This window comes from Marinobacter daqiaonensis (genome assembly GCF_900115285.1).
Lineage (GTDB): Bacteria > Pseudomonadota > Gammaproteobacteria > Pseudomonadales > Oleiphilaceae > Marinobacter > Marinobacter daqiaonensis.
In genome coordinates this window covers 2,371,043-2,395,159 of record NZ_FOYW01000001.1, presented here as the reverse complement: position 1 = coordinate 2,395,159, position 24,117 = coordinate 2,371,043, and the positions used below count along the sequence as shown (strand labels likewise).

21 protein-coding genes are annotated in these 24,117 nt (G+C 58.5%); 20 read left to right on the top strand and 1 reads right to left on the bottom strand.

What is annotated here, in order from left to right; all coding sequences use genetic code 11:
- Positions 1 to 31: 31 nt before the first annotated feature.
- The 4 genes from BM346_RS10930 (at position 32) to BM346_RS10915 (ending at position 5,773) form a co-directional block, all read left to right on the top strand.
- On the top strand, positions 32 to 976 hold the full coding sequence (locus BM346_RS10930; protein WP_092012126.1) for a sterol desaturase family protein: 945 nt from the start codon (positions 32 to 34) through the stop codon (positions 974 to 976).
- Between the two features lie 85 nt (positions 977 to 1,061).
- Positions 1,062 to 2,555: a DUF4856 domain-containing protein gene (locus tag BM346_RS10925; protein ID WP_092012123.1), complete on the top strand. Its 1,494-nt coding sequence runs from the start codon at positions 1,062 to 1,064 to the stop codon at positions 2,553 to 2,555.
- Between the two features lie 102 nt (positions 2,556 to 2,657).
- Positions 2,658 to 4,856 (top strand): TonB-dependent receptor family protein, encoded by a 2,199-nt coding sequence (locus BM346_RS10920; protein ID WP_092012120.1) that lies wholly within the window; start codon positions 2,658 to 2,660, stop codon positions 4,854 to 4,856.
- 284 nt (positions 4,857 to 5,140) lie between these two features.
- The gene (locus BM346_RS10915; RefSeq protein ID WP_092013625.1) at positions 5,141 to 5,773 is read left to right on the top strand and encodes a DUF2959 domain-containing protein; all 633 of its coding nucleotides are present in this window, start codon (positions 5,141 to 5,143) and stop codon (positions 5,771 to 5,773) included.
- A gap of 116 nt (positions 5,774 to 5,889) precedes the next feature.
- On the opposite strand, the gene thpD is transcribed toward BM346_RS10915, so the two are convergent.
- Positions 5,890 to 6,825 (bottom strand): ectoine hydroxylase, encoded by a 936-nt coding sequence (thpD, locus tag BM346_RS10910; protein ID WP_092012116.1) that lies wholly within the window; start codon positions 6,823 to 6,825, stop codon positions 5,890 to 5,892.
- Between the two features lie 285 nt (positions 6,826 to 7,110).
- On the opposite strand from thpD, the gene BM346_RS10905 reads away from it, so the two are divergent.
- The 16 genes from BM346_RS10905 to BM346_RS10830 all read left to right on the top strand — a co-directional run bounded on the left by BM346_RS10905 (position 7,111) and on the right by BM346_RS10830 (position 24,027).
- Positions 7,111 to 7,710, top strand: a complete 600-nt coding sequence (locus BM346_RS10905) for a DUF3833 domain-containing protein (RefSeq protein WP_092012113.1) — start codon at positions 7,111 to 7,113, stop codon at positions 7,708 to 7,710.
- 9 nt (positions 7,711 to 7,719) lie between these two features.
- Positions 7,720 to 8,814, top strand: coding sequence for an efflux RND transporter periplasmic adaptor subunit (locus BM346_RS10900; RefSeq protein ID WP_092012110.1), 1,095 nt, complete (start codon positions 7,720 to 7,722; stop codon positions 8,812 to 8,814).
- A 3-nt stretch (positions 8,815 to 8,817) separates the two neighbouring features.
- Positions 8,818 to 11,967 carry an efflux RND transporter permease subunit gene (locus tag BM346_RS10895; protein WP_092012107.1) on the top strand — a complete coding sequence of 1,050 codons (3,150 nt, stop codon included), beginning with the start codon at positions 8,818 to 8,820 and terminating at the stop codon, positions 11,965 to 11,967.
- Positions 11,968 to 12,347: 380 nt separating this feature from the next.
- Complete coding sequence (gene mnmG, locus BM346_RS10890) at positions 12,348 to 14,234, top strand: tRNA uridine-5-carboxymethylaminomethyl(34) synthesis enzyme MnmG (protein ID WP_092012104.1); 1,887 nt, start codon at positions 12,348 to 12,350, stop codon at positions 14,232 to 14,234.
- A 62-nt stretch (positions 14,235 to 14,296) separates the two neighbouring features.
- Positions 14,297 to 14,911, top strand: a complete 615-nt coding sequence (rsmG, locus tag BM346_RS10885; protein WP_217648226.1) for a 16S rRNA (guanine(527)-N(7))-methyltransferase RsmG — start codon at positions 14,297 to 14,299, stop codon at positions 14,909 to 14,911.
- 2 nt (positions 14,912 to 14,913) lie between these two features.
- Positions 14,914 to 15,705, top strand: a complete 792-nt coding sequence (locus tag BM346_RS10880) for a ParA family protein (RefSeq protein WP_092012098.1) — start codon at positions 14,914 to 14,916, stop codon at positions 15,703 to 15,705.
- A gap of 86 nt (positions 15,706 to 15,791) precedes the next feature.
- The gene (locus BM346_RS10875; RefSeq protein ID WP_092012095.1) at positions 15,792 to 16,667 is read left to right on the top strand and encodes a ParB/RepB/Spo0J family partition protein; all 876 of its coding nucleotides are present in this window, start codon (positions 15,792 to 15,794) and stop codon (positions 16,665 to 16,667) included.
- 221 nt (positions 16,668 to 16,888) lie between these two features.
- Entirely contained in the window at positions 16,889 to 17,281 is a 393-nt protein-coding gene (locus tag BM346_RS10870) for an ATP synthase subunit I (RefSeq protein ID WP_092012092.1), read from the top strand.
- Positions 17,282 to 17,297: 16 nt separating this feature from the next.
- Positions 17,298 to 18,167, top strand: coding sequence for a F0F1 ATP synthase subunit A (atpB, locus tag BM346_RS10865; protein ID WP_092012089.1), 870 nt, complete (start codon positions 17,298 to 17,300; stop codon positions 18,165 to 18,167).
- Between the two features lie 108 nt (positions 18,168 to 18,275).
- Complete coding sequence (atpE, locus tag BM346_RS10860) at positions 18,276 to 18,503, top strand: F0F1 ATP synthase subunit C (protein ID WP_092012086.1); 228 nt, start codon at positions 18,276 to 18,278, stop codon at positions 18,501 to 18,503.
- An 86-nt stretch (positions 18,504 to 18,589) separates the two neighbouring features.
- A complete protein-coding gene (locus BM346_RS10855; protein ID WP_092012083.1) occupies positions 18,590 to 19,060 on the top strand; it encodes a F0F1 ATP synthase subunit B in 471 nt (156 codons plus the stop codon).
- Between the two features lie 12 nt (positions 19,061 to 19,072).
- The gene (locus BM346_RS10850; protein WP_092012080.1) at positions 19,073 to 19,609 is read left to right on the top strand and encodes a F0F1 ATP synthase subunit delta; all 537 of its coding nucleotides are present in this window, start codon (positions 19,073 to 19,075) and stop codon (positions 19,607 to 19,609) included.
- A gap of 28 nt (positions 19,610 to 19,637) precedes the next feature.
- On the top strand, positions 19,638 to 21,182 hold the full coding sequence (gene atpA / locus BM346_RS10845) for a F0F1 ATP synthase subunit alpha (RefSeq protein ID WP_092012077.1): 1,545 nt from the start codon (positions 19,638 to 19,640) through the stop codon (positions 21,180 to 21,182).
- Between the two features lie 70 nt (positions 21,183 to 21,252).
- Positions 21,253 to 22,113 carry a F0F1 ATP synthase subunit gamma gene (atpG, locus tag BM346_RS10840; RefSeq protein ID WP_092012074.1) on the top strand — a complete coding sequence of 287 codons (861 nt, stop codon included), beginning with the start codon at positions 21,253 to 21,255 and terminating at the stop codon, positions 22,111 to 22,113.
- A gap of 55 nt (positions 22,114 to 22,168) precedes the next feature.
- On the top strand, positions 22,169 to 23,563 hold the full coding sequence (atpD, locus tag BM346_RS10835) for a F0F1 ATP synthase subunit beta (protein ID WP_092012071.1): 1,395 nt from the start codon (positions 22,169 to 22,171) through the stop codon (positions 23,561 to 23,563).
- Positions 23,564 to 23,604: 41 nt separating this feature from the next.
- Entirely contained in the window at positions 23,605 to 24,027 is a 423-nt protein-coding gene (locus tag BM346_RS10830) for a F0F1 ATP synthase subunit epsilon (protein ID WP_092012068.1), read from the top strand.
- The last annotated feature ends 90 nt before the right edge of the window (positions 24,028 to 24,117 follow it).

Below are 24,117 nucleotides of genomic sequence, written 5' to 3'. Positions count from 1 at the left end.
CCCAGCAGTTGTGGAGGCTTTATTCAATAGCATGCAGGAACATGCCCTGTTCCTGCTGGCCTTTCCCTTCGACGCAGCCAACCGTATCTATCTGGGCTACCTGGCTGGTAGCCTGGCGATAGCGGCGGTCTGGATTACTGCTGCCCTGATAAGACGTCAGCCCCGGGAAGCCGCTGAATACTGGCGGCGGATGACCAGCCTGAAAATCTGGTGGCATCCGTCAGCCCGTCTGGATTACCTGCTGTTGATTACCAACCCTGTCATCAGAGGGGTGACGGTAGGCGCGATGGGTGTTTCCCTGGTTCCCGTCGCCCTCGCTACCAGCGGTTTTCTGGAAGCCGGTCTTGGCGATGTTTCCCTGACCTGGAGTGCGATCCAGGTGACAGCGGCCTATACACTGGTGCTGTTCATTGCCGACGATTTCACCCGGTTTCTGCTGCATTACCTGATGCACAAGGTGCCCCGACTGTGGTCAATTCACCGGCTCCATCACTCGGCGGAAGTGATGACACCCTTTACGGTATATCGCATCCATCCCCTTGAGAGCATGCTCTACAGCCTCCGGATGGTGGTTACCCAGGGAGTGATTCTGGGGCTGTTTTTCTTTGGATTCGGCATGAACCTGAGCGTGTGGGAGATTGCCGGAGCCAATCTCTTTACCTACCTGTTCAATCTGACCGGCGCCAATCTCAGACACTCTCATGTCTGGATATCCTGGGGACCCTGGCTGGAGCGTGTATTTATCAGCCCCGCTCAGCACCAGATTCACCACAGTGACAATCCGGCCCATTTTGACCGCAACATGGGCGCCTTCCTGGCCGTCTGGGACGGCCTCTTCGGCACATTGCAGATTGCCCGCGGACAGGTTGTCACCAGTTTCGGACTTCGCCGCGGCGCGAAATCTCCCCACCGGGGACTGCTGAACGCCTATCTGGAACCCTGTCGCCGCGCACTCAGAATTAATAATAAAAACTAATTGCAAATAATTCCTATTACCATTAAATTGTGCGCACCATGGTTACAGGTTCTCCATAAACACGTTGCCCGTTGCGAGGTAAGCTATGAATAAAAAACTGCTCGTTTCTCTGATTGCCGCCGGTACTGTCGCCGGTTTGGGTCTGAGTGGCTGCGGAGGCTCCAGTTCCGACAGTCAGACTGCCGCTGAAACAGATTCAAAGGCGGAACTGTTGGCCAGTCTTGAGGTACCCGACACCTACAGCTTCGCGAGCCGTTTTGTCAGCGGTGCCGAGAGTGCCCAGTACCCGGGTCAGGTGGCCCGGCAGGTACTGATTTCCGACCTGAACACCGAAATTGCCAGCAAGCTGGAACAGCGGATCACCGGAGGCGAGTGGAACAGCAGCACCTCCAAAGATACGGTACTGGCCGTGCTTAACAGCTACTTCGATGAAGGCACGAATGCCATCGGTGACAATGAGATACTGCTGACCACCACCCCACCAACTCTGCAGTCCACTTACAACGATATCTCCACCGGCAAGAATCTGGTTGGCAAGTTTGCTGGCAACGATGCGGTTACCGACCATAAAGACTGGGACGGTGGCGACTTCAAAGGCTGGAATGCGACTTCCCCCGAGGCACTGATTCGCAACTGGTTCGACCAGATTGCTGAAAACACGGTTGCTCAGGCGGAAGGCACCCAGCGGGCCTACGCCGGTACCGGAGAAACCCTGAAGGTCTACCACACCCAGGACGGTCTGGATCTGAAACAGATGGTTCAGAAGTTCCTTCTTGGCGCCATCACCTTCTCTCAGGCAACCGACGATTATCTGGATGATGCCACTGACGGCAAGGGCCTGCTGACCGACAATACCCAGGCTGACGGCGATGGGTCCAAGCCTTATACCAAGCTGGAGCACCAGTTTGATGAGGGCTTCGGTTACTTTGGTGCCGCCAGGAACTACCTGGCCTATACAGATGGGGAAATTGCCGGCAAGAGTGGGCGTGATGGCTGGAGCGATGGTTACCATGACACCGACGGTGATGGCCAGATTGACCTGAACGGCGAGTTCAATTTCGGCAACTCCACCAATGCCGCGAAACGCGATCTTGGCAGTACGACCGGCACCGATTTCACCAGGCAGGCCATGGACGCCTTCCTGACCGGCCGGACCATAATCGCCCAGGCCGGAGATGACGGTGACGGTGAGCTGACCAGTCTGGAAATGGAAGCACTGCAGGAACAGCGAGACATTGCTGTTAGCGCCTGGGAGAAGGCCCTTGCCGCGACTGTTGTTCATTACATCAATGACACCCTGTCCGACATGGACAAGGCTGAGGCCAATGACGGCTACAGCTATGTGGATCACACCAAGCACTGGGCCGAGATGAAGGCTTTCGCCCTGGGACTTCAGTTCAATCCCCGCTCCCCTCTCAACGAAGGTACCCGCTTCACCGATTTCCACGACCTGGTTGGCGAGCGTCCTGCACTGCCGGGAGATGAAGGTTTTGCCGCATACCGTGACGCTCTGCTGGCGGCCCGTGGATTGATGCAGGAAGCGTACGACTTCTCCCCGGAAGATGTCGAAAACTGGTAACGGCACCTGACCCTGGCTGGTTAGGTGACTGCAATCAGGCGGTGTCCACTGTGGGCATCGCCTTTCGTTTTCCTGATTTACTGATTCCGGAGAAGTCCGTTCATGGCCGTTTTACCTATGAACAGCAAGATGCTGCTGGCAGTTCTTGTCTTCGCACCAGTGTCGGCACTGGCAGAAGGTGATGTACCGCCGCCAAAAATGCTCAAGGGCATATCGGTGGTCGGTGACAGCAGTGAGGAGTGGTACACCACTGCCGGCTCTGCTCACCGGGTGGAAGAGGCAACCCTTGAGCAGGATGAATACGACAATATCAACCGGGTGCTCAACGATGTCCCCGGGGTGTATATCCGGGGTGAGGAGGGTTACGGTCTGCGTCCGAACATCGGGCTGCGTGGAACCACAACCGAGCGTAGCCAGAAGGTTACGCTTATGATGGATGGTGTCGTCATGGCGCCGGCCGTGTATTCCGCTCCGGCCGCCTATTTCTTTCCCCAGATAACCCGGATGGTTGGTGTGGAGGTCGTCAAGGGGCCGGCTGCAATCGAGCATGGTCCGGCAACGGTGGGCGGTGCCATCAATCTGATTACCCGCCCGATACCAGCCATGAGCGGGGGTGGCCTGGATGTGGCTGCCGGTGATAATGATTATGGAAAGGTCCATGGCTATTACGGGCAGTCCAACAGCCGTGGAGGATTCCTGATTGAAGGCGTCCAGACCCGAACAGACGGCTTCAAGGAACTGGATTCCGGGGGCGATACCGGCTTCAAGAAGAGCGATGTCATGGTCAAGGGACGGCTCAATAGCGATCCGGCCGCCAATGTGTACCACCAACTTGACCTGACCCTGAATGTCGCCACTGAAATCTCCGACGAAACCTATCTGGGACTGACCGATGACGATTTCGCCGAGGATCCCTATCGTCGTTACGCTGCATCCCGGAATGCCCGCTATGAATGGGACTATTGGCAGACCCATCTGAAGTACCGGATCGAGTTCAGCGATGAGTTGGCTGTGATTACGGAGGGCTACTACCAGGATTTCCAGCGTGACTGGAACAAGCTGGGACGTTTCAATTCCGGCCGCACCATCAGCGAAATCCTGGCTAATCCCGATGCGGGCCTGAATGCTGATTTCATGGCGGTGCTACGGGGGGACAAAGACAGCGAGACTGACCAGGAAACCCTGCTGATCGGAAACAATGGCCGGACGTTTTTTTCCCGCGGGGTACAGAGTCGGGTGGAATGGCTCACCGAACTGGGTGAAACCCGGCACGAACTGACCGCGGGTTTGCGCCTGCATCAGGACCAGGTTGAACGGAACCATACCGAGCAGGGTTTTCTGATGCGCAGTGGTGACCTGCAGCAGGATGGTAAAGGGATGACCACAACGCTCCGACAACGGGAACGGGCAGATGCCCTGGCTTTCTTTATCAAGGACGAGGTCCGCTATGGAAAATTGAAAGTTATTCCCGGAATACGCCTGGAAATGGTGGACTATGAATCCGAAAACCTGAGAACTGGTGAGAAGAGGGAAAACGATAACCTCATCTGGTTACCGGGGCTGGGCATTCATTATCAACTGACCGACACGCTGGGGGTTCTGGCCGGTGCCCATCGCGGCTATGTCCCCACCGGCCCAGGCGTGGATGACAGCATTGAGCCGGAGAAGAGCACCAACTATGAGGCCGGGTTTCGTTTCGCGAGTGCAGACACCTACGGCGAGCTGATCGGGTTTTTCACCGATTACAGCAATCTGAAAGGGGTTTGTACCTTCTCCTCCGGTTGTCTGGAAGCGACAGGTGAAGCATTCAATGGCGGTGAGGTGGATATATACGGTATTGAAGCTGTGATCCGTCACCAATGGAATCCGACTGGCGACTGGCGGATACCGGCTGGTATCACCTATACCTACACCCGCTCCGAATTCAAAAGCGATTTCAGCTCTGACTTTCCGCTGTGGGGTGAGGAAGTAAGCGCTGGGGATGAACTGCCCTACATGCCCCGTCATAAAGGTTCCGTCAGCCTGGGCCTCGGCCATGGTCCATGGGATGTGAACCTGAGCGCCAATTATGTTGGGGAGCAGCTCGAACAGGCCGGTAGCGGTGGTCCACTGGAAGGCGCCAGGCTGGATGACTACACCGTGATGGACGTATCCGGCCGGTATCACTGGCAGAAAGTCCATCAGGTCTATCTCCGGGTGGAAAATCTGCTGGATGAAACCTACATGCTGTCTCGCCGCCCGTTGGGTGCCCGCCCGGGTATCGACCGCACCATGATCGTCGGTTACAAGATGCAGTTCTGATCAGTCCGTGCTGACAGTTTGCTGACCGGATAATCCTGAGTTGACTCAGTGTTTAGGGGGCCTTGCGCCCCTATTTTTGTGCCACTGGTTATTGATGGCAACGAATTGCCTGCCGTCGTCCTTGAGCCCCGGTACCGGATCCCGGCAGCGGATTACATCACGAGTTTCCCCAACGGCCGCCATAGCGGCTAGGATAGGGAGACCCTCATACTTCCGGAGCCACAGCCATGTTTGAGTCCCGCCTCCTATCGCCCGGTAAGGGTCAGGCAAGCCTGATCAACCTGATGTGGTTACTGGCTGGTCTGTTACTGCTCAGCGGCTGCAGCACCATCTACTACAACACCATGGAAAAACTGGGCTTCGAGAAACGGGACATCCTGGTGGATCGGGTCGAAGATGCCCGTGATTCCCAGAACGAGGCCCGGGAAACCTTCCGGTCGGCATTGGCGCGTTTCCAGAGCGTTGTTGAGACGCCGGATACACCGCTTAACGCCAAGTACGAGGAAGTGCTCGATGCCTATGAAAACAGCGAGGACGCGGCAGAGGACGTTCGCGAGCGCATCGATAAGGTCGAGGATGTGGCCGGCGCGCTGTTCGCCGAATGGAAAGACGAGCTGGATCGTTATGAAAGTGCCTCACTGCGACGCTCCAGCGAACAGAAACTGCAGGAAACCCGGCGCCATTACAATCAACTGATCGATCAGATGCACGAGGCGGAGAGCCGCATGGATCCAGTACTCCAGGCTTTTGAAGACCAGATGCTGTTCCTCAAGCACAATCTCAATGCTCAGGCCATCGCCTCACTGGAAAGCGAACTGGTCCGGATGCAGGACGATGTGGACTCCCTGATCCGGGATATGGAACGCTCCATCAAAGAATCGGAAGCCTTTATCCAGCGATTCCGCAACAGGGAATAGCAGGCTGGCCGGGGGTAGTAAGAAAATGACGAGCTGGATAACGAAGGGGAAGCTTTAGAGCTTCCCCTTTTTCGCTTGAATGACTCGTAAAGAGCAGGATTCACGTCTTCCAGTGATCAACCGGTGCGCCGAGCATCGTCCCAGTTGCGCGGTGTAAGCGCTTCGGTATTGCTTCGGTTACCCAGAAAATCGGGCCGGGGTCTGTTACCGCAGAATGGCTGTACCAGCTTGTTTTCCACACTGTTGAACACGAAGAACAGGTTGCTCCGTGGCCAGGGTGACATGTTGGCATTGGAGGAATGGAGGGTATTACACTCGAAGATGATCAGGGAGCCCGCCGGACCGGTAGGCGCCTGGATCCCACCCTTGTCAGCCATCCGCGCCAGGTCGCCGTTGTTGGGCACACCAAGCTCCTGTTTCTTGAGAGAAGACTGGTAATTGTTTTCCGGTGTCCGCCCCACACAGGGTACGAAGGTTTTGTGGGAACCGGGAATCAGCATCAGCGGCCCGTTGAACGGGGTGTTGTCCGTCAGCGCAATGGAGAAGCTGACCGACCGCATACGGGGCATGCCGTCTTCCGCGTGCCAGGTTTCAAAATCCGAATGCCAGTCGAAACCCTTGCCGAGGAAGCCGGGCTTGAAGTTGATCCGTGACTGGTGAATGTACGCATCGCTGCCAAGTAATTGATGCACCATGGCCAGGATTTTGGGGTCCCGGGTTAACCGATCAAAGCGTTCGGACAACTCGTGCACCCCAAAAACCGACCGTATCTCCTGTTTGCCGGGCTCGGTGATGGTTCCCTCGGCGCCCAGAATGCTCTCGTCGTTTTCATAGTCCCGAAGGTCCTGGCGGAACCGTTTGACGGTGTCCTGGTCGAGGAAATTGGGAAACGACAGAAAACCATCCCGCTCATAGCGGGCAAGTTCGGTTTCACTGAGAGGGCCGTCGCTGCGGTCCGCGCCGGTGCTGTGAATCACCGGATCGTGGCGTTCGAAGGATGGTGTTGGTCTTTCCAGCCGAGTCGGATAAAGGTCATCAGAACGGGGTGTCATCGTCTAACCTCCTTTTCAGTAATAACGTGTCAACAAACCTATCGCGTTTTCGATAAATTAAATCCTTTAAAATTAGATATTTAATAAAAAATCGCAAACGCGGTAGAGATGTAGGGTCGATACCGGAATCTTTCAAGGTCGATTGTGCAGACAGAACCGCTGAGCTGGCGGTGGCGTATTTTCCTGTCGGCAGAAACTGTCCCGGACTCGGCTGAGCCTTTCCCCACTTATCGGGAATCCGCCCGGCCCTGGTACCAGACGAAACCCGATCGGAGTGTAAAGGTTATGCAAACTCTTTCAGTGAAAGACCATCGTTGTGGTCTTGTTCGCGGTATATGGGTATTTTTATTGGTGGTGCTGCTGAGTGGCTGTGCCGGGCCCTCGTTGGACGATTACCAGTCCCGGTCACCCGAGCTGATCCCCGAACGCTTTTTCGAGGGCTCCCTCACCGCCCGGGGCGTTGTAAAAGACTGGTCCGGTGAAGTGATCCGGACTTTCGACGCCGATATCGAGGCGAGCTGGGACGAGCAGGGGGTTGGCACCCTGGACGAGGTTTTCCGTTTCAATGATGGCGAGGTCGATACCAGGGTCTGGACCCTGACGCCACGGGAGGGCGGATACCATGCGGAAGCCGGCGATGTGGTGGAGCCGGGCTTCATGGAATGGCAGGGCAATGCCATCCACATGAACTATGTCCTCGAGATTCCCTACGGTGACGATACTCTGGAGGTCCAGATGGACGACTGGATGTACCTGATCACGCCCGACACCCTGATTAACGAAACGGCCATGAGCAAATGGGGGATCCCGGTCGGTGAAATCGTTCTGGTCATTCAGAAGGGGGCGGCACCCGGGTCCGGGAATTACGATTCTGACAACAGGTAATAATGTCTTATGTGGAAGCAGTGGTTCGTTGCAGTCGTGCTGGTGGCTGTCACCATCGGGGGAGCCTTTGTCTGGCATGGTCGTGATGGTGTTGGAGCGGCCGGGAGCAACCGAGAGCAGCCCGCGAAGCCCGTCGACACCGCTGCGCCGGAGCGGGATACCGTCAGGGATCTGGTGAATGCTGTCGGCAGCCTGCAGGCCGTTGAGGCGGTGGAGCTTACCGCCGAGGTCAGCGGCCGGGTAATCGACATCAACCTGAAGCCGGGCCAGCAGGTCGCCAAGGGGGACCTGCTGATTCGCCTGGATGATCGGCAGGCGGCGTCGGACCTGCGGGTCATCGAGGCACGGCTGGCGGATGCCCGCCGGCAGCTGGAACGGGCACGGCGACTGCAATCCAACAACAGCATTTCCCAGTCCCAGGTGGATGAACTGCGCACGGCGGTGGATATTGCCGAGGCCCAGCGTCAGGCGGCGCGGGTGCGCCTGGATAACCATCGTATCATCGCCCCTTTCTCCGGGGTGGCAGGGCTTACGGATATCAGCGTTGGAGCCTACGTTACCGCCGGAACGACCATTACCACCCTCGATGCCACCGAACAGATGGAGCTGAACTTCTCGGTGCCGGAGCGCTTTCTGGGCCAGGTAACCGTTGGCCAGACAGTCCGAGGCACCACGCCAGCCTTCCCCGGCGAGACCTTCCAGGGGGAACTGGTGGAGCTTGGTACCAGAATCAGCGAGTTGAGCCGGTCATTGCCGGTACGGGCGCTGATCGATAACCCGGAGGGACGTTTGCGTCCCGGCCAGTTTGTTTCCGCCAGCCTGACACTGCAGGAGCGTGAGGCTCTGGTGATTCCGGAGCAGGCGGTGCTGATCCGGGGTGACGAGAAGTACGTCTTCGTTGTGGAAGACGGCGTTGCCCGCAGAATTTCCGTCACCCTCGGCTCCCGAATGCCGGGGCTGGTGGAAGTGATCAGCGGCATCGATGCCGGAGACCAGGTGATCATCACCGGTCAGGACCGGCTCAGCAGCGGCGATCGCATCCGGGTCAAGGAAGGGGAAAACGCCATCCCCGAGAACCGGTTTGTCCGGTCCATGGACTCCTGATTCATGGTCCTTTCCGATATTTCCATAAAACGACCGGTTTTCGCCACGGTCCTGAGCCTGCTGATCGTGGTTTTCGGCACAGCCGCCCTGCTGGATCTGCCGGTACGGGAGTACCCCGATATCGATCCGCCGGTGGTTTCCATTTCCACCGACTACACCGGTGCCGCCGCGGAAGTGGTGGACAGTCAGATCACTCAGGTTATCGAGGGTGCCATCAGCGGGATTGAGGGCATTCGCTCCATTGAGTCCTCCACGGAACAGGGTGGGTCCCGCACCAGCATCGAGTTCAACCTGTCCCGGAACGTGGACATCGCCGCCAATGACGTCAGGGACGCGGTTTCCCGTGTTGCCGACCAGCTGCCGGAAGAGGCGGATGCCCCGGTGGTCCAGAAGGCGGATTCCGACGCCCGCCCGATGATGTGGGTGACCCTCAGGAGCCAGGTCTGGAGCAGTGCGGAGCTGACGGATTTCGCCGACCGGGTGCTGACCGACCGGCTGTCCGTACTCGACGGGGTTGCCAGTGTCCGCATCGGTGGCGAGCGACGCTACGCGATCCGGGTCTGGCTGGACCGGGAGAAACTGGCGGCCCGCGACATCACGGTGGCCGAAGTGGAACGTGCGCTGAGGGCCAACAACGTGGAGCTGCCGGCGGGTTCGGTGGACTCCTCCACCAGGAATTTCACGGTACGGGCGGAAGGCCGCCTGAACAATGTGGAGCAGTTCCGCAACCTGGTGATACGCCGCGATGGCAACGACCTGCTCCGCCTGGGTGAGGTGGCCAATGTCCAGATGGGAGTCCGGTCCGATGTCAGCCGGCTGAGGGCCAACGGTGAGACCGCTATCGGCATGGGGGTCATCCGCCAGTCCAAGGCCAATACCGTGTCAGTGTCCGATGCGGTCCGGGCAGAGTTGGAGAGCATCCGGGAAACCCTGCCGCCGGAAGTCACCATCGCCGAGAGCTACGACGAGTCGATTTTTATCCGGGCCTCCATCAAGGAGGTTGTCACCACTCTGGCCATTGCCGTTTCCCTGGTTATCCTGGTGATCTTCCTGTTCCTGCGGTCCTGGCGGGCAACGCTGATTCCCGCGGTGACCATTCCGGTGGCCGTGATCGGAGCCTTTATCGGTCTGGGTTTGCTGGGTTTTTCCATCAATGTACTGACCCTGCTGGCCATCATCCTGGCCATCGGCCTGGTGGTGGACGACGCCATTGTCATGCTGGAGAACGTCCAGCGCCGGATTGATGACGGCGAGGCTCCGCTGCTGGCGGCGTTCAGGGGGGCCAGGCAGGTATCGTTTGCCATCATAGCCACCACCCTCACCCTGGTGGCGGTTTTCGTGCCCATCTCCTTTATGGGGGGTAACATCGGGCGGCTGTTTGCGGAGTTTGGCTTTACCCTGGCCGCGGCGGTGGTGTTCTCCAGTGTCGTAGCCCTGACCCTGACGCCGATGCTGTGTTCCAAGTGGCTACGTCACAGCCCGGAGACGGTGGAAGGTCACCGGCTGTGGGTGGCGAGTGAGAGGGTGCTTGATGGCATGACCCGGGCTTATGGGCGACTGTTGCGGTTCTCCCTGAGACAGCCGGGCCTTTTGCTGGGTCTGGGCATCGCCAGTCTGGTGGTCGCCGTCGTTGTTTACCCCAAGCTGCCCCAGGAACTGGCGCCGGTTGAAGACCGCGGCGTCATCATCATGCCCACCAGTGCGCCTCGCGGTGCCACGGTCGAATACACCGATCACTACGTCCTCGAAGCCGAGCAGAAGCTGCTGCCCTACCTTGAGGAAGGGGTGGCCAACCGAATGCTGTCCATCGTCGGCTTCCGGGATGAGGAAGATAACGCCTTCATGATCCTGGGGCTGGAGCCCTGGGACCAGCGGGAGGTCAAGCAGCAGCAGATCACCACGGAAATCCGCCAGAAATTCTCGGACATCTCCGGGGTTCGGGTGATTGCCATCAATCCGGCGGGACTTGGCCAGCGAGGGTTCAGTCAGCCCGTGGAGTTCGTGGTGGCCGGCCCGGATTATGCCTCGGTCCAGGCCTGGAGCGAGGAGATCGTCGAGCGGGCCAGGGAGAATCCCAACCTGCTCAATGTGGACACGGACTTCGAGCTGACCCGGCCGGAACTGAGGGTCACCATTGACCGGGAACGGGCAGCAGACCTGGACATTACCGTGGAGGATGTGGGCCTGACCCTGCAGACCATGCTGGCTTCACGGCAGGTCACCACCTACCTCGACCGGGGTCAGGAGTATGACGTGGTGGTCCAGGCCTCCGACGCCGACCGGGCGTCCCCTTCCGACCTGGGTCAGATCTACCTGCGTCCCCGGGAAGGCGGCACCCTTATTCCCCTTTCGTCCCTGGTGACCCTGAAGGAAATCGGTGCCAATCCGGACCTGCGGCGCATCGACCGTCTGCCCGCCGTGGTGATCAGCGCCTCACTGGCGGAGGGCTACGACCTGGGTACGGCGCTGACCTACCTCAACAACCTGGCAATGGATAACCTGCCGCCGGAAGCCCGGGTCAGTTATAAAGGGATGAGTCGTGAGTTCGAGGAATCCTCTTCCGCCATCTACGTCACCTTTGGCCTGGCGTTTGTCATCGTTTTCCTGGTGCTGGCGGCCCAGTTCGAAAGCTGGATTCATCCATTGATCATCATGCTGACGGTTCCCCTGGCAGCGACCGGGGCACTGCTGGCGTTGCTGTGGTCGGGAATAAGTCTCAATATTTACAGCCAGATCGGGATGGTGATGCTGCTGGGCCTGATGGCAAAGAACGGCATTCTCATCGTCGAGTTTGCCAACCAGTTGCGGGACCGGGGTTACGAGGTGCGGGAGGCCATCCTGGAGGGGGCGGTACTGCGTTTCCGGCCGGTGCTGATGACCACCATCTCCACGATCTTCGGTGCGGTGCCACTGGTAATAGCCACCGGAGCTGGCGCCGAGAGCCGTATGTCCATCGGTATGGTCATCCTGGGTGGCCTGCTGTTCGCCACCACCCTCACCCTCTTCCTGATCCCGGTGCTATATAACCTGCTTGCCCGCTTCGCCAGCTCTTCCAATGCGGTGGAGCAGGAACTGGAGCGGGAAATCCGTGAGGAGAAGCGCGGGGGTGGGTCAATGGCCGCCGCCCAGAGCCCCCGAAAATCCATCGAATGAGGCTCATCGATGAGCATGCCGGTTCGAAGGCCGGACCGCCGTCTCAGTTGGCCGGATTTTCTGTGGATAAAAACAGGGATAATCTGGGAATGAACTTTGAGTAAAGTTATATAAAACCATTAAAAACATAGGGATATGGTTTTCAAATCCGGTCTTTTTCGACCTCTTTTCTGTGGATAACTTTTTTGAAAAGTTTTCTGAAGTGTCTCGTTCAAGCGTATGAAATCAAGGGATTATTAGGTAATTTCCGTTATTCATCCCTTTCCCGTGCCCACCATGGCTGTCAGGCTGGTTAAAAATTATCCACTGGCACTGCAAACCCGCCGTGGTTGCAGGTATACTGCCCTGCTGATTTTTTCTCCCTTTGCTGAGGTGATGTTGTGGATTTTCCGACCCGTTTCGACGTGATAGTCATTGGTGGTGGCCATGCCGGTACCGAGGCCGCACTGGCGGCGGCACGCATGGGTTCCCAGACCCTGCTGCTGACCCACAATATCGAGACTCTGGGCCAGATGTCCTGCAACCCGGCCATCGGTGGTATCGGCAAGAGTCACCTGGTGAAGGAAATCGACGCCCTGGGCGGCGCCATGGCCACGGCCACCGACCTTGCCGGCATCCAGTTCAGGGTTCTCAACAGTCGCAAGGGACCGGCGGTGCGGGCCACCCGCGCCCAGGCCGACCGGGTGCTGTACAAGGCCGCCATCCGCGAAATCCTTGAGAACCAGCCCAACCTTATGCTGTTCCAGCAGGCAGCGGACGACCTGATTGTGGAAAACGACCGGGTCACCGGTGTGGTCACCAATACCGGTATCCGCTTCAACGCCAGGACCGTGGTGCTGACCACCGGCACCTTCCTGGGGGGCGTTATCCACATCGGCATGAAGAACCATGCCGGCGGCCGTGCCGGCGACGCACCGGCCAATGCCCTGGCGAAGCGTCTGCGGGAACTGCCGTTCAACGTGGGACGCCTGAAAACCGGCACGCCGCCGCGGATCGATGCCCGCACCGTGGACTTTTCGGTCATGGACGAGCAGTGGGGCGATGACCCCACCCCGGTGATGTCTTTCATGGGCTCCCGCGACCAGCATCCACGGCAGGTGTGCTGTTACGTCACCCGTACCACCGCCCAGACCCATGACATTATCCGCAGCGGTTTTGATCGCTCGCCCATGTTTGCCGGCGAGATCGAGGGCGTGGGCCCACGCTACTGCCCGTCCATCGAGGACAAGGTCAACCGTTTCGCCGACAAGGATTCCCACCAGATCTTCGTGGAGCCGGAAGGGCTGAATACCCACGAACTCTACCCGAACGGTATTTCCACCAGCCTGCCCTTCGACATCCAGCTGGCGGCGGTGCGTTCCATTCCCGGATTCGAAAATGCCCATATCACCCGGCCGGGCTATGCCATCGAATACGATTACCTGAATCCCCAGGACCTGCGCCACACCCTGGAAACCAAGTTCATCGGTGGCCTCTACTTTGCCGGCCAGATCAACGGCACCACCGGCTATGAGGAGGCAGGAGCCCAGGGCCTGCTGGCGGGCCTGAATGCGGCCCTCCAGGCCCAGGACAAGGAACCCTGGTACCCGCGCCGTGACGAGGCCTACATCGGGGTGCTGGTGGACGACCTGATCACCATGGGTACTTCCGAGCCCTACCGCATGTTCACCAGCCGGGCCGAATACCGGCTGATTCTGAGGGAAGACAACGCTGACCTTCGCCTCACCGAGACTGGTCACCATCTTGGGCTGGTGAGCGAGGAGCGCTGGCGTCGGTTCAACGACAAGCGGGACGCCATCGCCGTGGAACGGCAGCGCCTCGAGAAAACACGCATCCATCCGGGAACCGACGCTTCCGGAATTGCGGACCGTTACCTCAAGCAGCCCATGACCCGGGATAACACCCTGGCGGAACTGCTGCGCCGTCCGGAAATGACCTACGCCGAGATTGCCGAGGTTGGCGGAGCCCGCGCCGAGCTTGACGATGTCGAGCAACAGGTGGAGATCGAGATCAAGTACGAAGGCTACATCTCCCGTCAGGAAGACGAGATCGAACGCCTGCGTCGCAACGAGGAGACCCGCCTGCCGGATGATTTCGACTTTGATGCCGTGGGCGGGCTGTCCAACGAGATTCGCCAGAAACTGAAGACGGTGAGGCCGGAAACCATTGCCCAGGCCTCCCGGATCCAGGGCGTCACGCCGGCGGCGGTGTCCCAGTTACTGGTGCACCTCAAGAAGCGGGACCTGCTCCGCAAGCAATCCGCCTGACGAGGGCCGGCAGCGTGAACGACTCACTGTGGCAGCGTCAGCTGTCCGACGGCCTCGCCGCCATGGGGCTGGTACCGGATCAGGATCAGCAGCACCAGCTGCTGGGTTTTCTGGCACTGCTCAACAAGTGGAACCGGGCCTATAATCTTACTGCGGTCCGTGAACCCGCGCAGATGGTACCCCGGCAGTTGCTGGACAGCCTCAGCATACTGCCGTTCGTGACCGCGGATCGGGTTCTGGACGTTGGTGCCGGCGGTGGCCTGCCGGGTATCCCGCTGGCGATCGCCCGGCCGGATATCCGTTTTACCCTGCTGGACAGTAACAGCAAGAAGACACGGTTCCTGACCCAGTGCGTGCTGGAGCTGCGACTGGCCAACGTGGAGGTGATCCATGGTCGTGCCGAAGACTGCCAGCCGGATAGGCCCTTTGAGCAGATCACCAGCCGGGCCTTTACCGCCCTGGCCAATCTGGTGAACTGGTGCGACGGGTTGCTGGCGGATGATGGCCAGTTCCTTGCCATGAAAGGCCAGTTTCCGGATGATGAAGTGTCTGCACTGCCGTCAGGCTGGCGGGTAAGTGCCCGGCACCGGCTGCACTACCCGGGTTGCGACGGCGAACGGCATCTGCTGATCATCAACCGGGTTTCCCCGTCACAGGATTCCATACAAGGAGGCTAGGCATGGCTCGCATCATTGCGGTGACCAACCAGAAAGGTGGCGTTGGCAAGACCACCACCTGCGTCAATCTGGCGGCCTCCCTGGCGGCCACCAAACGCCGGGTGTTACTGGTGGATATGGACCCTCAGGGCAATGCCACCATGGGCAGTGGAGTCGACAAGAACGGGGTTGATCTCTCGGGCTATGATCTTCTCACCAAGCGTGCCAGTGCGGCCGAGGTTATCGTACCGGTGGAAAACGCCGGTTTCGACCTGCTTCCGGCCAACGGCGATCTCACCGCTGCGGAAGTGGAACTGATGAACGAGATCGGCCGGGAACATCGCCTGCGCCTGTGCCTCAACACCGTTCGCGAAAACTATGACTACGTCCTTATCGACTGCCCTCCCTCTCTCAACCTGCTGACCGTCAATGCCCTGTCCGCTGCCGATACCGTGCTGATACCCATGCAGTGCGAATATTACGCCCTGGAGGGGCTGGCGGCGCTGATGAATACCGTCGAGCAGATACAGGAGACGGTGAATCCCAACCTGCAGGTCGAGGGAATTCTCAGAACCATGTACGATCCCCGCAACAGCCTGACCCTGGATGTGTCCGGACAGTTGTCCGAGTACTTTGGTGACAAGGTCTACAAGGCGGTGATTCCCCGCAACGTGCGTCTGGCCGAGGCGCCCAGTTATGGTCTTCCGGCGCTGAAATACGACCGGGCCTCCAAGGGTGCTGTCGCCTACCTGGCGCTGGCGGGCGAGATGGTGCGCCGCCACGGCAGCAAGGCCCCCGGAGCCGTGGCGGTATAACCCGGTTGCCGGCAGGCATTTGCGGTGTAACATAGAGCCCCTTCCAGATCAGATGAATTCTTCACGCGGAACAGACGGCGACGACCATGGCGGCAAAAAAACGAGGATTGGGTGAACGGGGCCTCGGTGCCCTGCTGGCGAACTCACGGGTCAACCTGGATGAGGAGCCCCGCAGCCATGATGGCGAACTCCGCCAGATTCCCATCGACCTGATCCAGCGAGGTCGCTACCAGCCCCGCCGTGACATGGATCCTGCCGCCCTGCAGGAACTGGCGGATTCCATTCGCCAGCAGGGTGTGATGCAGCCGGTGGTGGTGCGGCTGATCGCCGAGGGCCGCTACGAGCTGATCGCCGGGGAGCGTCGCTGGCGCGCCGCCCAGATTGCCGAGCTCGACCGCCTGCCTGCCATTGTCCGGGATGTTCCGGACGAGGCGGCCATCGCCATGGCGCTGATCGAGAACATCCAGCGGGAAAACCTCAACCCCATCGAGGAAGCCTTTGCCCTCCAGCGCCTGCAGGACGAATTCGGTCTCACCCAGGCCCAGGTGGCTGAGGCTGTGGGCAAGTCCCGCACCACCATCACTAACCTTTTACGGCTGATCGGTCTCTCCGAGGACGTTCGCATCATGCTCGAGCATGGTGACCTGGAGATGGGTCATGGCCGGGCCATGCTCTCGCTCCCCCCGGAGCAGCAGCTCCAGGTTGCACGCCAGGTGGTGGCCAAATCGCTGTCCGTGCGTCAGACCGAAGCGCTGGTGCGCCGTATCCAGCAGGAAAACCCCCAGAAGAATACCCGTGAGAAGGGAGCAACCGACCCCAACATCCGCGCTCTCCAGGACGACCTGGCGGAACGGCTGGGTGCCAGGGTATCCATCGATCACGGCCAGCGGGGCAAGGGCAAGCTGGTGATCGAGTACAGCTCGCTGGACGAACTCGATGGCATTCTGGGGCATATCCGGTAAAGCCTGGGAGTCATCGCGAAAAATTCCTTTTTGAAACCGGTTTTCATCCAAACTACCACATGTCGTTGTGCGAACCATTTTCAGGCACAAGTTATGACTTTCGCGCCATTTTGGTGCCTGAGGTGGCCAAAAAACCGTCAGGATTTCGACCGGGGTGAGTTGAACAGCTTTGGGTTAACACATATAATTCCCGCGCTTGGAATGGCGGCAGGTTTTTAGCGATGGCAAGATCCGGAAAACGTTTCAACCGGGTGCCGTTGGTCCGCTGGTTCGTGATTGAATTCGCAGCCGTTGCTGTTATGGCCCTGTTATGGGCCACTCAGGGTGTTCTGGCCGGTTATTCCGCCCTGGTGGGTGGTCTTATCTATCTGGTGCCAAACACCTGGTTCGCTTACCAGGTATACAAGGTTGAAGGGGCCCGTAACATGTCCCGGATGGTAGGCAACCTGTTCAGGGCGGAAAGCATAAAGCTCGCCCTTACCGCAGTTTTTTTTGCGGCCGTTTTCAACTTGATGGAGCCGATCCATGTGCCGGCTCTGTTATTCACTTTTGCTGTGATGGTTGTGATGGGTGCGGCCCTGCGCTGGTTCATACGACCAACACCACAGCGATGACTGGACGAGAAGCAGTATGGCAGCTGATACCCCAGTAGAATATATACAGCACCACCTTCAGAACCTGACCTATGGCAAGCTTCCCGCCGGGTACGAGAGGGTCGATCCCTACACCGAGGAAGTGGTCGTACTCCAGGAAACAAGCTGGACCTTCGCCCGGAGTTCGGTGGAAGCCGCGGACATGGGTTTTATGGCAATCCACGTCGACACCATGGGCTGGTCCCTGGCTATGGGTCTCTTGTTCCTGACGCTGTTCCGCCTGGTGGCGAAGCGTGCGACTTCCGGCCAGCCCGGGGGTCTGCAGAACATGGTGGAAATGACGGTCGAGTTTGTTCAGGGTATCGTCCGCGATGGCTTCCATGGCAAGAATCCCTTTATTGCGCCTCTTGCCCTGACCATATTCGTGTGGGTTCTGCTGATGAATACGCTCAAGCTGATCCCGGTTGACTTTATCCCCAGTCTTGCTCAATTCCTGGGCCTTGAGTATTTCAAGATCGTGCCTACGACCGATCCTAACGGTACCTTCGGGATCGCGATCGGCGTGTTCTTCCTGATCATCTATTACAACTTCAAGGTCAAGGGCCCGGGCGGATTCGCGAAAGAGCTGTCCTTTACGCCCTTCAATCACTGGTTACTGGTTCCCTTTAACCTGCTTCTCGAGATCATCGGCCATCTGACCAAGCCCCTCAGCCTGGCTCTGCGTCTGTTTGGCAACATGTACGCAGGTGAGGTCGTGTTCATTCTGATCGCGCTTCTGCCCTTCTGGTTACAGTGGACTCTGAACGTTCCGTGGGCCATCTTCCATATTCTTGTGGTTACCCTGCAGGCGTTCATTTTCACTACCCTGTCTGTGGTTTACCTCAGTCAGGCCCATGAGGAGCATTAACGTCCGAGGGTTCTGGACAGATTCGCAACCGGATTTAAAAATCCCAAATTAACCGTTAAAAAACCAATCACTAACCCTTAACCATCTGAGAAAACTGAGGAGTCTTCAATGGAAATGGTAATTATGGCAGCTGCAGTGATCATCGGTCTGGGCGCCCTGGGTGCCGGTATCGGCTTTGGTCTGCTTGGTGGCAAGCTGCTTGAGTCCACCGCACGTCAGCCCGAAATGGCGAACCAGCTGCAAACCAAGACCTTTATCATGGCCGGTCTGCTCGACGCCGTTCCCATGATCGGCGTTGGTATTGCGATGTACCTGATCTTCGTTGTTGCGGGTTAATTCGGCATCTGGACCGGGCGTGACCTGACGGTTCCGCCCGCTCTTTCCGTTACCCGGACGCAACGAATAGCAAGAGGTACATTGCCGTGAATATAAACCTTACGTTAATAGGGCAAGCGATTGCCTTCGCTATTTTCGTCTGGTTCTGCGTGAAGTACGTCTGGCCTCCCATAACCGAGGCCATGGCCGCGCGCCAGAAGAAAATTGCGGATGGTCTGTCTGCAGCAGATCGAGCTTCCCTGGACCTCGAGCTCGCTCAGGAAAAGGCAGCCCAGGAAATGCGTGCTGCCAAGGAACAGGCCGCTGCCCTGATCGAACAGGCCAACAAGCGGGCAAACCAGATCGTGGAAGACTCCAAGGGCGAGGCCCGCCAGGAAGGTCAGAAACTGATCGACCAGGCCCATGCCGAAATCGAGCAGGAGCGCGTCAAGGCGCGTGATGCCCTGCGTGCCGAGGTGGCTGCTCTGGCCGTCGCCGGTGCCGAGAAGATCCTGGAAAAATCTGTCGATGCCAACGCACACAGCGAGATGCTGGAAAAGCTCGCGGCCGAACTTTAAGCGAGGTTCATCATGGCAGAACTGATTACGCTGGCACGCCCCTATGCCCGGGCAGCCTTCGAGACCGCCCAGAGCCAGGACGCCCTGGCAGAGTGGTCCGACGTGCTGACAACAACCGGGCGGGTTGCTGCCAACAGCGATGTGAAAGGGCTTCTCGCACACCCCGGTGTCGACCGGTCAGTCAAGGCAGAGATAATTCTGGAGTTCGCAGGTACCGAGGTTTCCGAACGGGTCCGCAACTTCTTCGCCATTCTCGCTGAAACAGGACGTCTGACACTGCTTCCGGAAATTTCCGAACTGTTCCGCAAGTTCCGTGCGGAGCTGGAACGCACTGTCGAGATAGATGTCACCGCAGCCTTTGAGCTGTCGGAAGAACAGCAACAGAAACTGGCCCAGGCCCTGTCGAGAAATCTCGATCGGCAGGTATCGCTTTCCACCCAGGCAGATAGCTCCCTGATTGGCGGTGTGGTGATTCGCACCGGCGACATGGTTATCGACGCCTCCGTACGCGGAAAGCTGCAAAAACTGGCCGATACACTGGGCGCCTGATTTCAGCACAAGGTTTGAGGACAAAGGCATGCAGCAACTGAATCCATCCGAGATCAGTGACATCATCAAGAAGAGGATCGAAAAACTCGATATCTCTTCCGAAGCCAAGAACGAAGGCACCATCCTGTCGGTATCCGACGGTATCGTGCTGATCCACGGTCTCGCCGATGTTATGTACGGTGAGATGATTGAATTCGCCAACGGCACCTACGGTATGGCTCTGAACCTGGAGCGTGATTCCGTTGGTGCGGTTGTGCTGGGCGACTACGAAGATCTGGCGGAAGGTCAGAAGGTTCGTTGTACCGGCCGGATCCTGGAAGTTCCGGTTGGTCCGGAACTGCTGGGCCGCGTAGTGGACTCCCTGGGTAACCCCATCGACGGCAAGGGCGAGCTGGGCACCTCCCTGACCTCCCCGGTCGAGAAGGTTGCGCCGGGCGTTATCGCCCGCCAGTCCGTTGATCAGCCGGTTCAGACTGGTCTGAAAGCCATCGACACCATGGTTCCCATCGGTCGTGGCCAGCGGGAGCTGATCATCGGTGACCGTCAGATCGGTAAGAGCGCGGTTGCCATCGACGCGATCATCAACCAGAAGCACACCGGCATCAAGTGCATCTACGTGGCCATCGGCCAGAAGCAGTCTTCCATTGCCGCCGTGGTGCGTAAACTGGAAGAGCATGGTGCCATGGACCACACCATCGTGGTGGCTGCCGGTGCTGCGGATCCCGCATCGACCCAGTTCCTGGCCCCCTACTCCGGTACCTCCATGGGCGAATACTTCCGTGACCGCGGTGAGGACGCCCTGATTGTTTATGATGACCTGTCGAAGCAGGCAGTGGCCTATCGCCAGATTTCCCTGCTTCTGCGTCGTCCTCCGGGCCGTGAAGCTTATCCGGGTGACGTGTTCTATCTGCACTCCCGTCTGCTGGAGCGTGCTTCCCGGGTCAACGCCGACTATGTCGAGCAGATGACCAATGGCGAAGTCAAGGGCAAGACCGGTTCCCTGACGGCACTGCCGATCATCGAGACCCAGGCCGGTGACGTTTCCGCGTTCGTACCGACCAACGTAATCTCCATTACCGACGGTCAGATCTTCCTGGAAACCAACCTGTTCAACTCCGGCATCCGCCCGGCCATGAACGCCGGTGTTTCGGTATCCCGGGTTGGTGGTTCCGCCCAGACCAAGATCATGAAGAAGCTTGGTGGTAACATCCGTCTGGCACTGGCCCAGTACCGGGAACTGGCGGCATTCGCCCAGTTCGCTTCCGATCTCGACGAAGCCACCCGGAACCAGCTGGAGCATGGTCAGCGTGTTACCGAGCTGATGAAGCAGAATCAGTACAGCCCGATGACCGTCGCGGAAATGGGCACCGTATTGTTCGCAGCTAACGAAGGCTTCCTGGATGACGTCGATGTCGAAAAGGTAGTGAAGTTCGAAGCGCAACTCCTGGACTGGATGCGTTCCGAGCAGAAAGAGCTCCTTGACAAGATCGGCCCTGAAGGCAATTACAACGACGAGATCATCGCCGGCCTGAAAGCTGCTCTGGAAAAATTCAAGACCACTCAGAGCTGGTAACACCTACCGGTCTGCCCATTGGGCAGGCCGGTTGTCAGTTTGAGTGTCTAACTTGAAAAGGCAGTGACTTATGGCCGTCGGAAAAGAAATACGTAACCAGATCGGAAGCATCAAGAGCACGCAGAAGATCACCTCTGCCATGGAAATGGTGGCGGCGAGCAAGATGCGTAAGGCTCAGGAACGCATGCAGGCGACTCGCCCGTATGCGGAAAAGATGCGTCAGGTCATTGGACACATCGCGCTGGCCAACCCCGAGTACCGCCACAGCTTCATGCTGGAGCGGGAAGTAAACCGGGTTGGCTACATTGTGATCTCCTCTGACCGGGGACTGTGTGGTGGCCTGAACAGTAACCTGTTCCGTCGCCTGGTCCGTGACATGCGTGACTGGAAAAACAAGGGTGTCGACACCGACATCTGCGCTATCGGTCAGAAAGGCGCCTCGTTTTTCCGCAACTACGGCGGTAACGTCGTTGCAGCACTGACCCACCTGGGTGACACCCCAAGCGCTGAAAAGCTCATCGGCAACGTCAAGGTGATGCTGGACGCGTTCGAGGAAGGTCGCATCGACCGTCTCTTCGTGGTCCACAACGAATTTGTGAACACCATGACCCAGACGCCGAAGGTGGAGCAGTTGCTGCCCCTGCCGCCAAGCGAAGATGAAGAGATCAGAAACCAGTGGGAATATATCTACGAGCCGAGCGCGGCCCCCATCCTGGATGGTCTCCTGCCACGGTACATCGAATCCCAGGTGTATCAGGGTGTGGTAGAGAACCTGGCCTGCGAACAGGCAGCCCGGATGATTGCCATGAAGAGCGCGACTGACAATGCTGGCAGCATCATTGATGAGCTCCAGCTGGCCTACAACAAGGCCCGTCAGGCAGCCATCACCCAGGAAATTTCGGAGATTGTGAGCGGCGCGGCTTCGGTCTGATACCAATCATGATCCAACTGGTTTTAGTGACTATAGAGATAACGAGGAACCGAGCATGAGTAGCGGACACATCGTTCAGATCATTGGCGCGGTTATCGACGTGGAATTTCCACGTGACTCCGTACCCAACGTTTATGACGCACTGCTGCTTGAAGGTGGTGAGACAACTCTGGAAGTCCAGCAACAGCTGGGTGACGGCATTGTTCGTACTATCGCCATGGGCAGCACCGAAGGCCTCAAGCGTGGCCTGAAAGCAGAAAATACCGGCAAGGCCATTTCCGTACCCGTGGGCACCCAGACACTGGGTCGCATCATGGACGTTCTGGGTCGTCCCATCGACGAGCAGGGCGACATCGGTGAGGAAGAGCGCTGGGCCATTCACCGCAAGGCACCGGGCTACGCCGACCAGGCCGCCTCCTCCGACCTGCTGGAGACCGGCATCAAGGTTATCGACCTGATCTGCCCGTTCGCCAAGGGTGGTAAGGTTGGTCTGTTCGGTGGTGCTGGTGTTGGCAAGACCGTAAACATGATGGAACTGATCAACAACATCGCGAAGGAGCACTCCGGTCTCTCTGTATTCGCAGGTGTTGGTGAGCGGACTCGTGAAGGTAACGACTTCTATTACGAAATGAAGGAGTCGAACGTTCTCGACAAGGTGGCAATGGTTTACGGCCAGATGAACGAGCCTCCCGGGAACCGTCTGCGTGTGGCCCTGACCGGTCTCACCATGGCAGAGAAGTTCCGTGATGAAGGTCGTGACGTACTGTTGTTCGTCGACAACATCTATCGCTACACCCTGGCGGGTACCGAAGTATCGGCACTTCTGGGCCGGATGCCGTCTGCGGTAGGTTATCAGCCCACCCTGGCCGAGGAAATGGGCCAGCTGCAGGAGCGGATCACCTCTACCAAGACCGGCTCCATCACCTCCATCCAGGCGGTATACGTACCGGCGGACGACCTTACCGACCCGTCCCCCGCGACCACGTTCTCCCACCTGGACGCGACCGTTGTACTGAGCCGTGACATCGCCTCCAAGGGTATCTACCCGGCGATCGATCCGCTGGACTCCACCTCCCGTCAGCTGGATCCACTGGTAATCGGTCAGGAGCACTATGAAGTCGCCCGCGGCGTGCAGACCAACCTGCAGCGCTACAAGGAACTGAAGGACATCATTGCGATCCTGGGTATGGACGAGCTGTCAGAAGACGACAAGCTGACCGTAGCCCGCGCCCGTAAGATCGAGCGTTTCCTGTCCCAGCCGTTCCACGTTGCTGAAGTATTTACCGGTTCTCCAGGCAAGTACGTTTCGCTGAAGGAAACCATCAGCAGCTTCAAGGGCATTCTCAACGGCGATTACGACGATCTGCCGGAGCAGGCCTTCTACATGGTCGGTACCATTGAGGAAGCGGTCGAGAAAGCGAAGGAACTGAAATCCAAGGGTGGCAAGTAAGTCACCCCCTTCGCGGACCGACGACCTGAGAGGCAATCGAGATGGCTATGACCGTACATTGTGACGTCGTAAGTGCCGAGCAAAAGATCTATTCCGGACTGGTGGAGATGCTGATCGCCACCGGTACCGAGGGTGAGATGGGCATCAAGCCCGGTCACGCCCCGCTGCTGACCCAGCTGAACCCGGGCCCTGTCCGGGTCATCAAGCAGGGCGGCGAGGAAGAGATCCTGTACGTCTCCGGTGGCTATCTGGAGGTACAGCCCTCCATCGTCACCCTGCTGGCTGATACCGCTGTCCGGGCCAAGGACGTGGATGAAGCTGCAGCGCTGGAAGCCCAGCGTGAGGCGGAGAAGGCACTGGCGAACAAAACTGGTGAGTTCGAGTACTCCCGAGCCGCTGCCGAACTGGCAGAGGCCGTGGCCCAGCTCCGTACCCTGGAGAAGCTACGCAAGAAGGTACGCTAAGCCGTTCCCATGGAACGCGCTCACCGCGACCGCAGCCATAGTGGCAGCCAGATCCGGAGTGTTTGTCCGGAAAGGGTTTGCTCCTGTGGT

What these genes read in the sequence shown, in the direction of transcription:
- atpA (WP_092012077.1), top strand. Translation starts at nt 19,638, where the DNA reads ATGCAGCAACTGAATCCATCCGAGATCAGTGACATCATCAAGAAGAGG.
- BM346_RS10925 (WP_092012123.1), top strand. Translation starts at nt 1,062, where the DNA reads ATGAATAAAAAACTGCTCGTTTCTCTGATTGCCGCCGGTACTGTCGCC.
- BM346_RS10905 (WP_092012113.1), top strand. Translation starts at nt 7,111, where the DNA reads ATGCAAACTCTTTCAGTGAAAGACCATCGTTGTGGTCTTGTTCGCGGT.
- BM346_RS10850 (WP_092012080.1), top strand. Translation starts at nt 19,073, where the DNA reads ATGGCAGAACTGATTACGCTGGCACGCCCCTATGCCCGGGCAGCCTTC.
- atpB (WP_092012089.1), top strand. Translation starts at nt 17,298, where the DNA reads ATGGCAGCTGATACCCCAGTAGAATATATACAGCACCACCTTCAGAAC.
- BM346_RS10895 (WP_092012107.1), top strand. Translation starts at nt 8,818, where the DNA reads ATGGTCCTTTCCGATATTTCCATAAAACGACCGGTTTTCGCCACGGTC.
- BM346_RS10830 (WP_092012068.1), top strand. Translation starts at nt 23,605, where the DNA reads ATGGCTATGACCGTACATTGTGACGTCGTAAGTGCCGAGCAAAAGATC.
- atpD (WP_092012071.1), top strand. Translation starts at nt 22,169, where the DNA reads ATGAGTAGCGGACACATCGTTCAGATCATTGGCGCGGTTATCGACGTG.
- BM346_RS10920 (WP_092012120.1), top strand. Translation starts at nt 2,658, where the DNA reads ATGGCCGTTTTACCTATGAACAGCAAGATGCTGCTGGCAGTTCTTGTC.
- BM346_RS10870 (WP_092012092.1), top strand. Translation starts at nt 16,889, where the DNA reads ATGGCAAGATCCGGAAAACGTTTCAACCGGGTGCCGTTGGTCCGCTGG.
- BM346_RS10915 (WP_092013625.1), top strand. Translation starts at nt 5,141, where the DNA reads ATGTGGTTACTGGCTGGTCTGTTACTGCTCAGCGGCTGCAGCACCATC.
- BM346_RS10880 (WP_092012098.1), top strand. Translation starts at nt 14,914, where the DNA reads ATGGCTCGCATCATTGCGGTGACCAACCAGAAAGGTGGCGTTGGCAAG.
- BM346_RS10900 (WP_092012110.1), top strand. Translation starts at nt 7,720, where the DNA reads ATGTGGAAGCAGTGGTTCGTTGCAGTCGTGCTGGTGGCTGTCACCATC.
- BM346_RS10875 (WP_092012095.1), top strand. Translation starts at nt 15,792, where the DNA reads ATGGCGGCAAAAAAACGAGGATTGGGTGAACGGGGCCTCGGTGCCCTG.
- BM346_RS10930 (WP_092012126.1), top strand. Translation starts at nt 32, where the DNA reads ATGCAGGAACATGCCCTGTTCCTGCTGGCCTTTCCCTTCGACGCAGCC.
- thpD (WP_092012116.1), bottom strand. Translation starts at nt 6,825, where the DNA reads ATGACACCCCGTTCTGATGACCTTTATCCGACTCGGCTGGAAAGACCA.
- atpE (WP_092012086.1), top strand. Translation starts at nt 18,276, where the DNA reads ATGGAAATGGTAATTATGGCAGCTGCAGTGATCATCGGTCTGGGCGCC.
- rsmG (WP_217648226.1), top strand. Translation starts at nt 14,297, where the DNA reads ATGGGGCTGGTACCGGATCAGGATCAGCAGCACCAGCTGCTGGGTTTT.
- atpG (WP_092012074.1), top strand. Translation starts at nt 21,253, where the DNA reads ATGGCCGTCGGAAAAGAAATACGTAACCAGATCGGAAGCATCAAGAGC.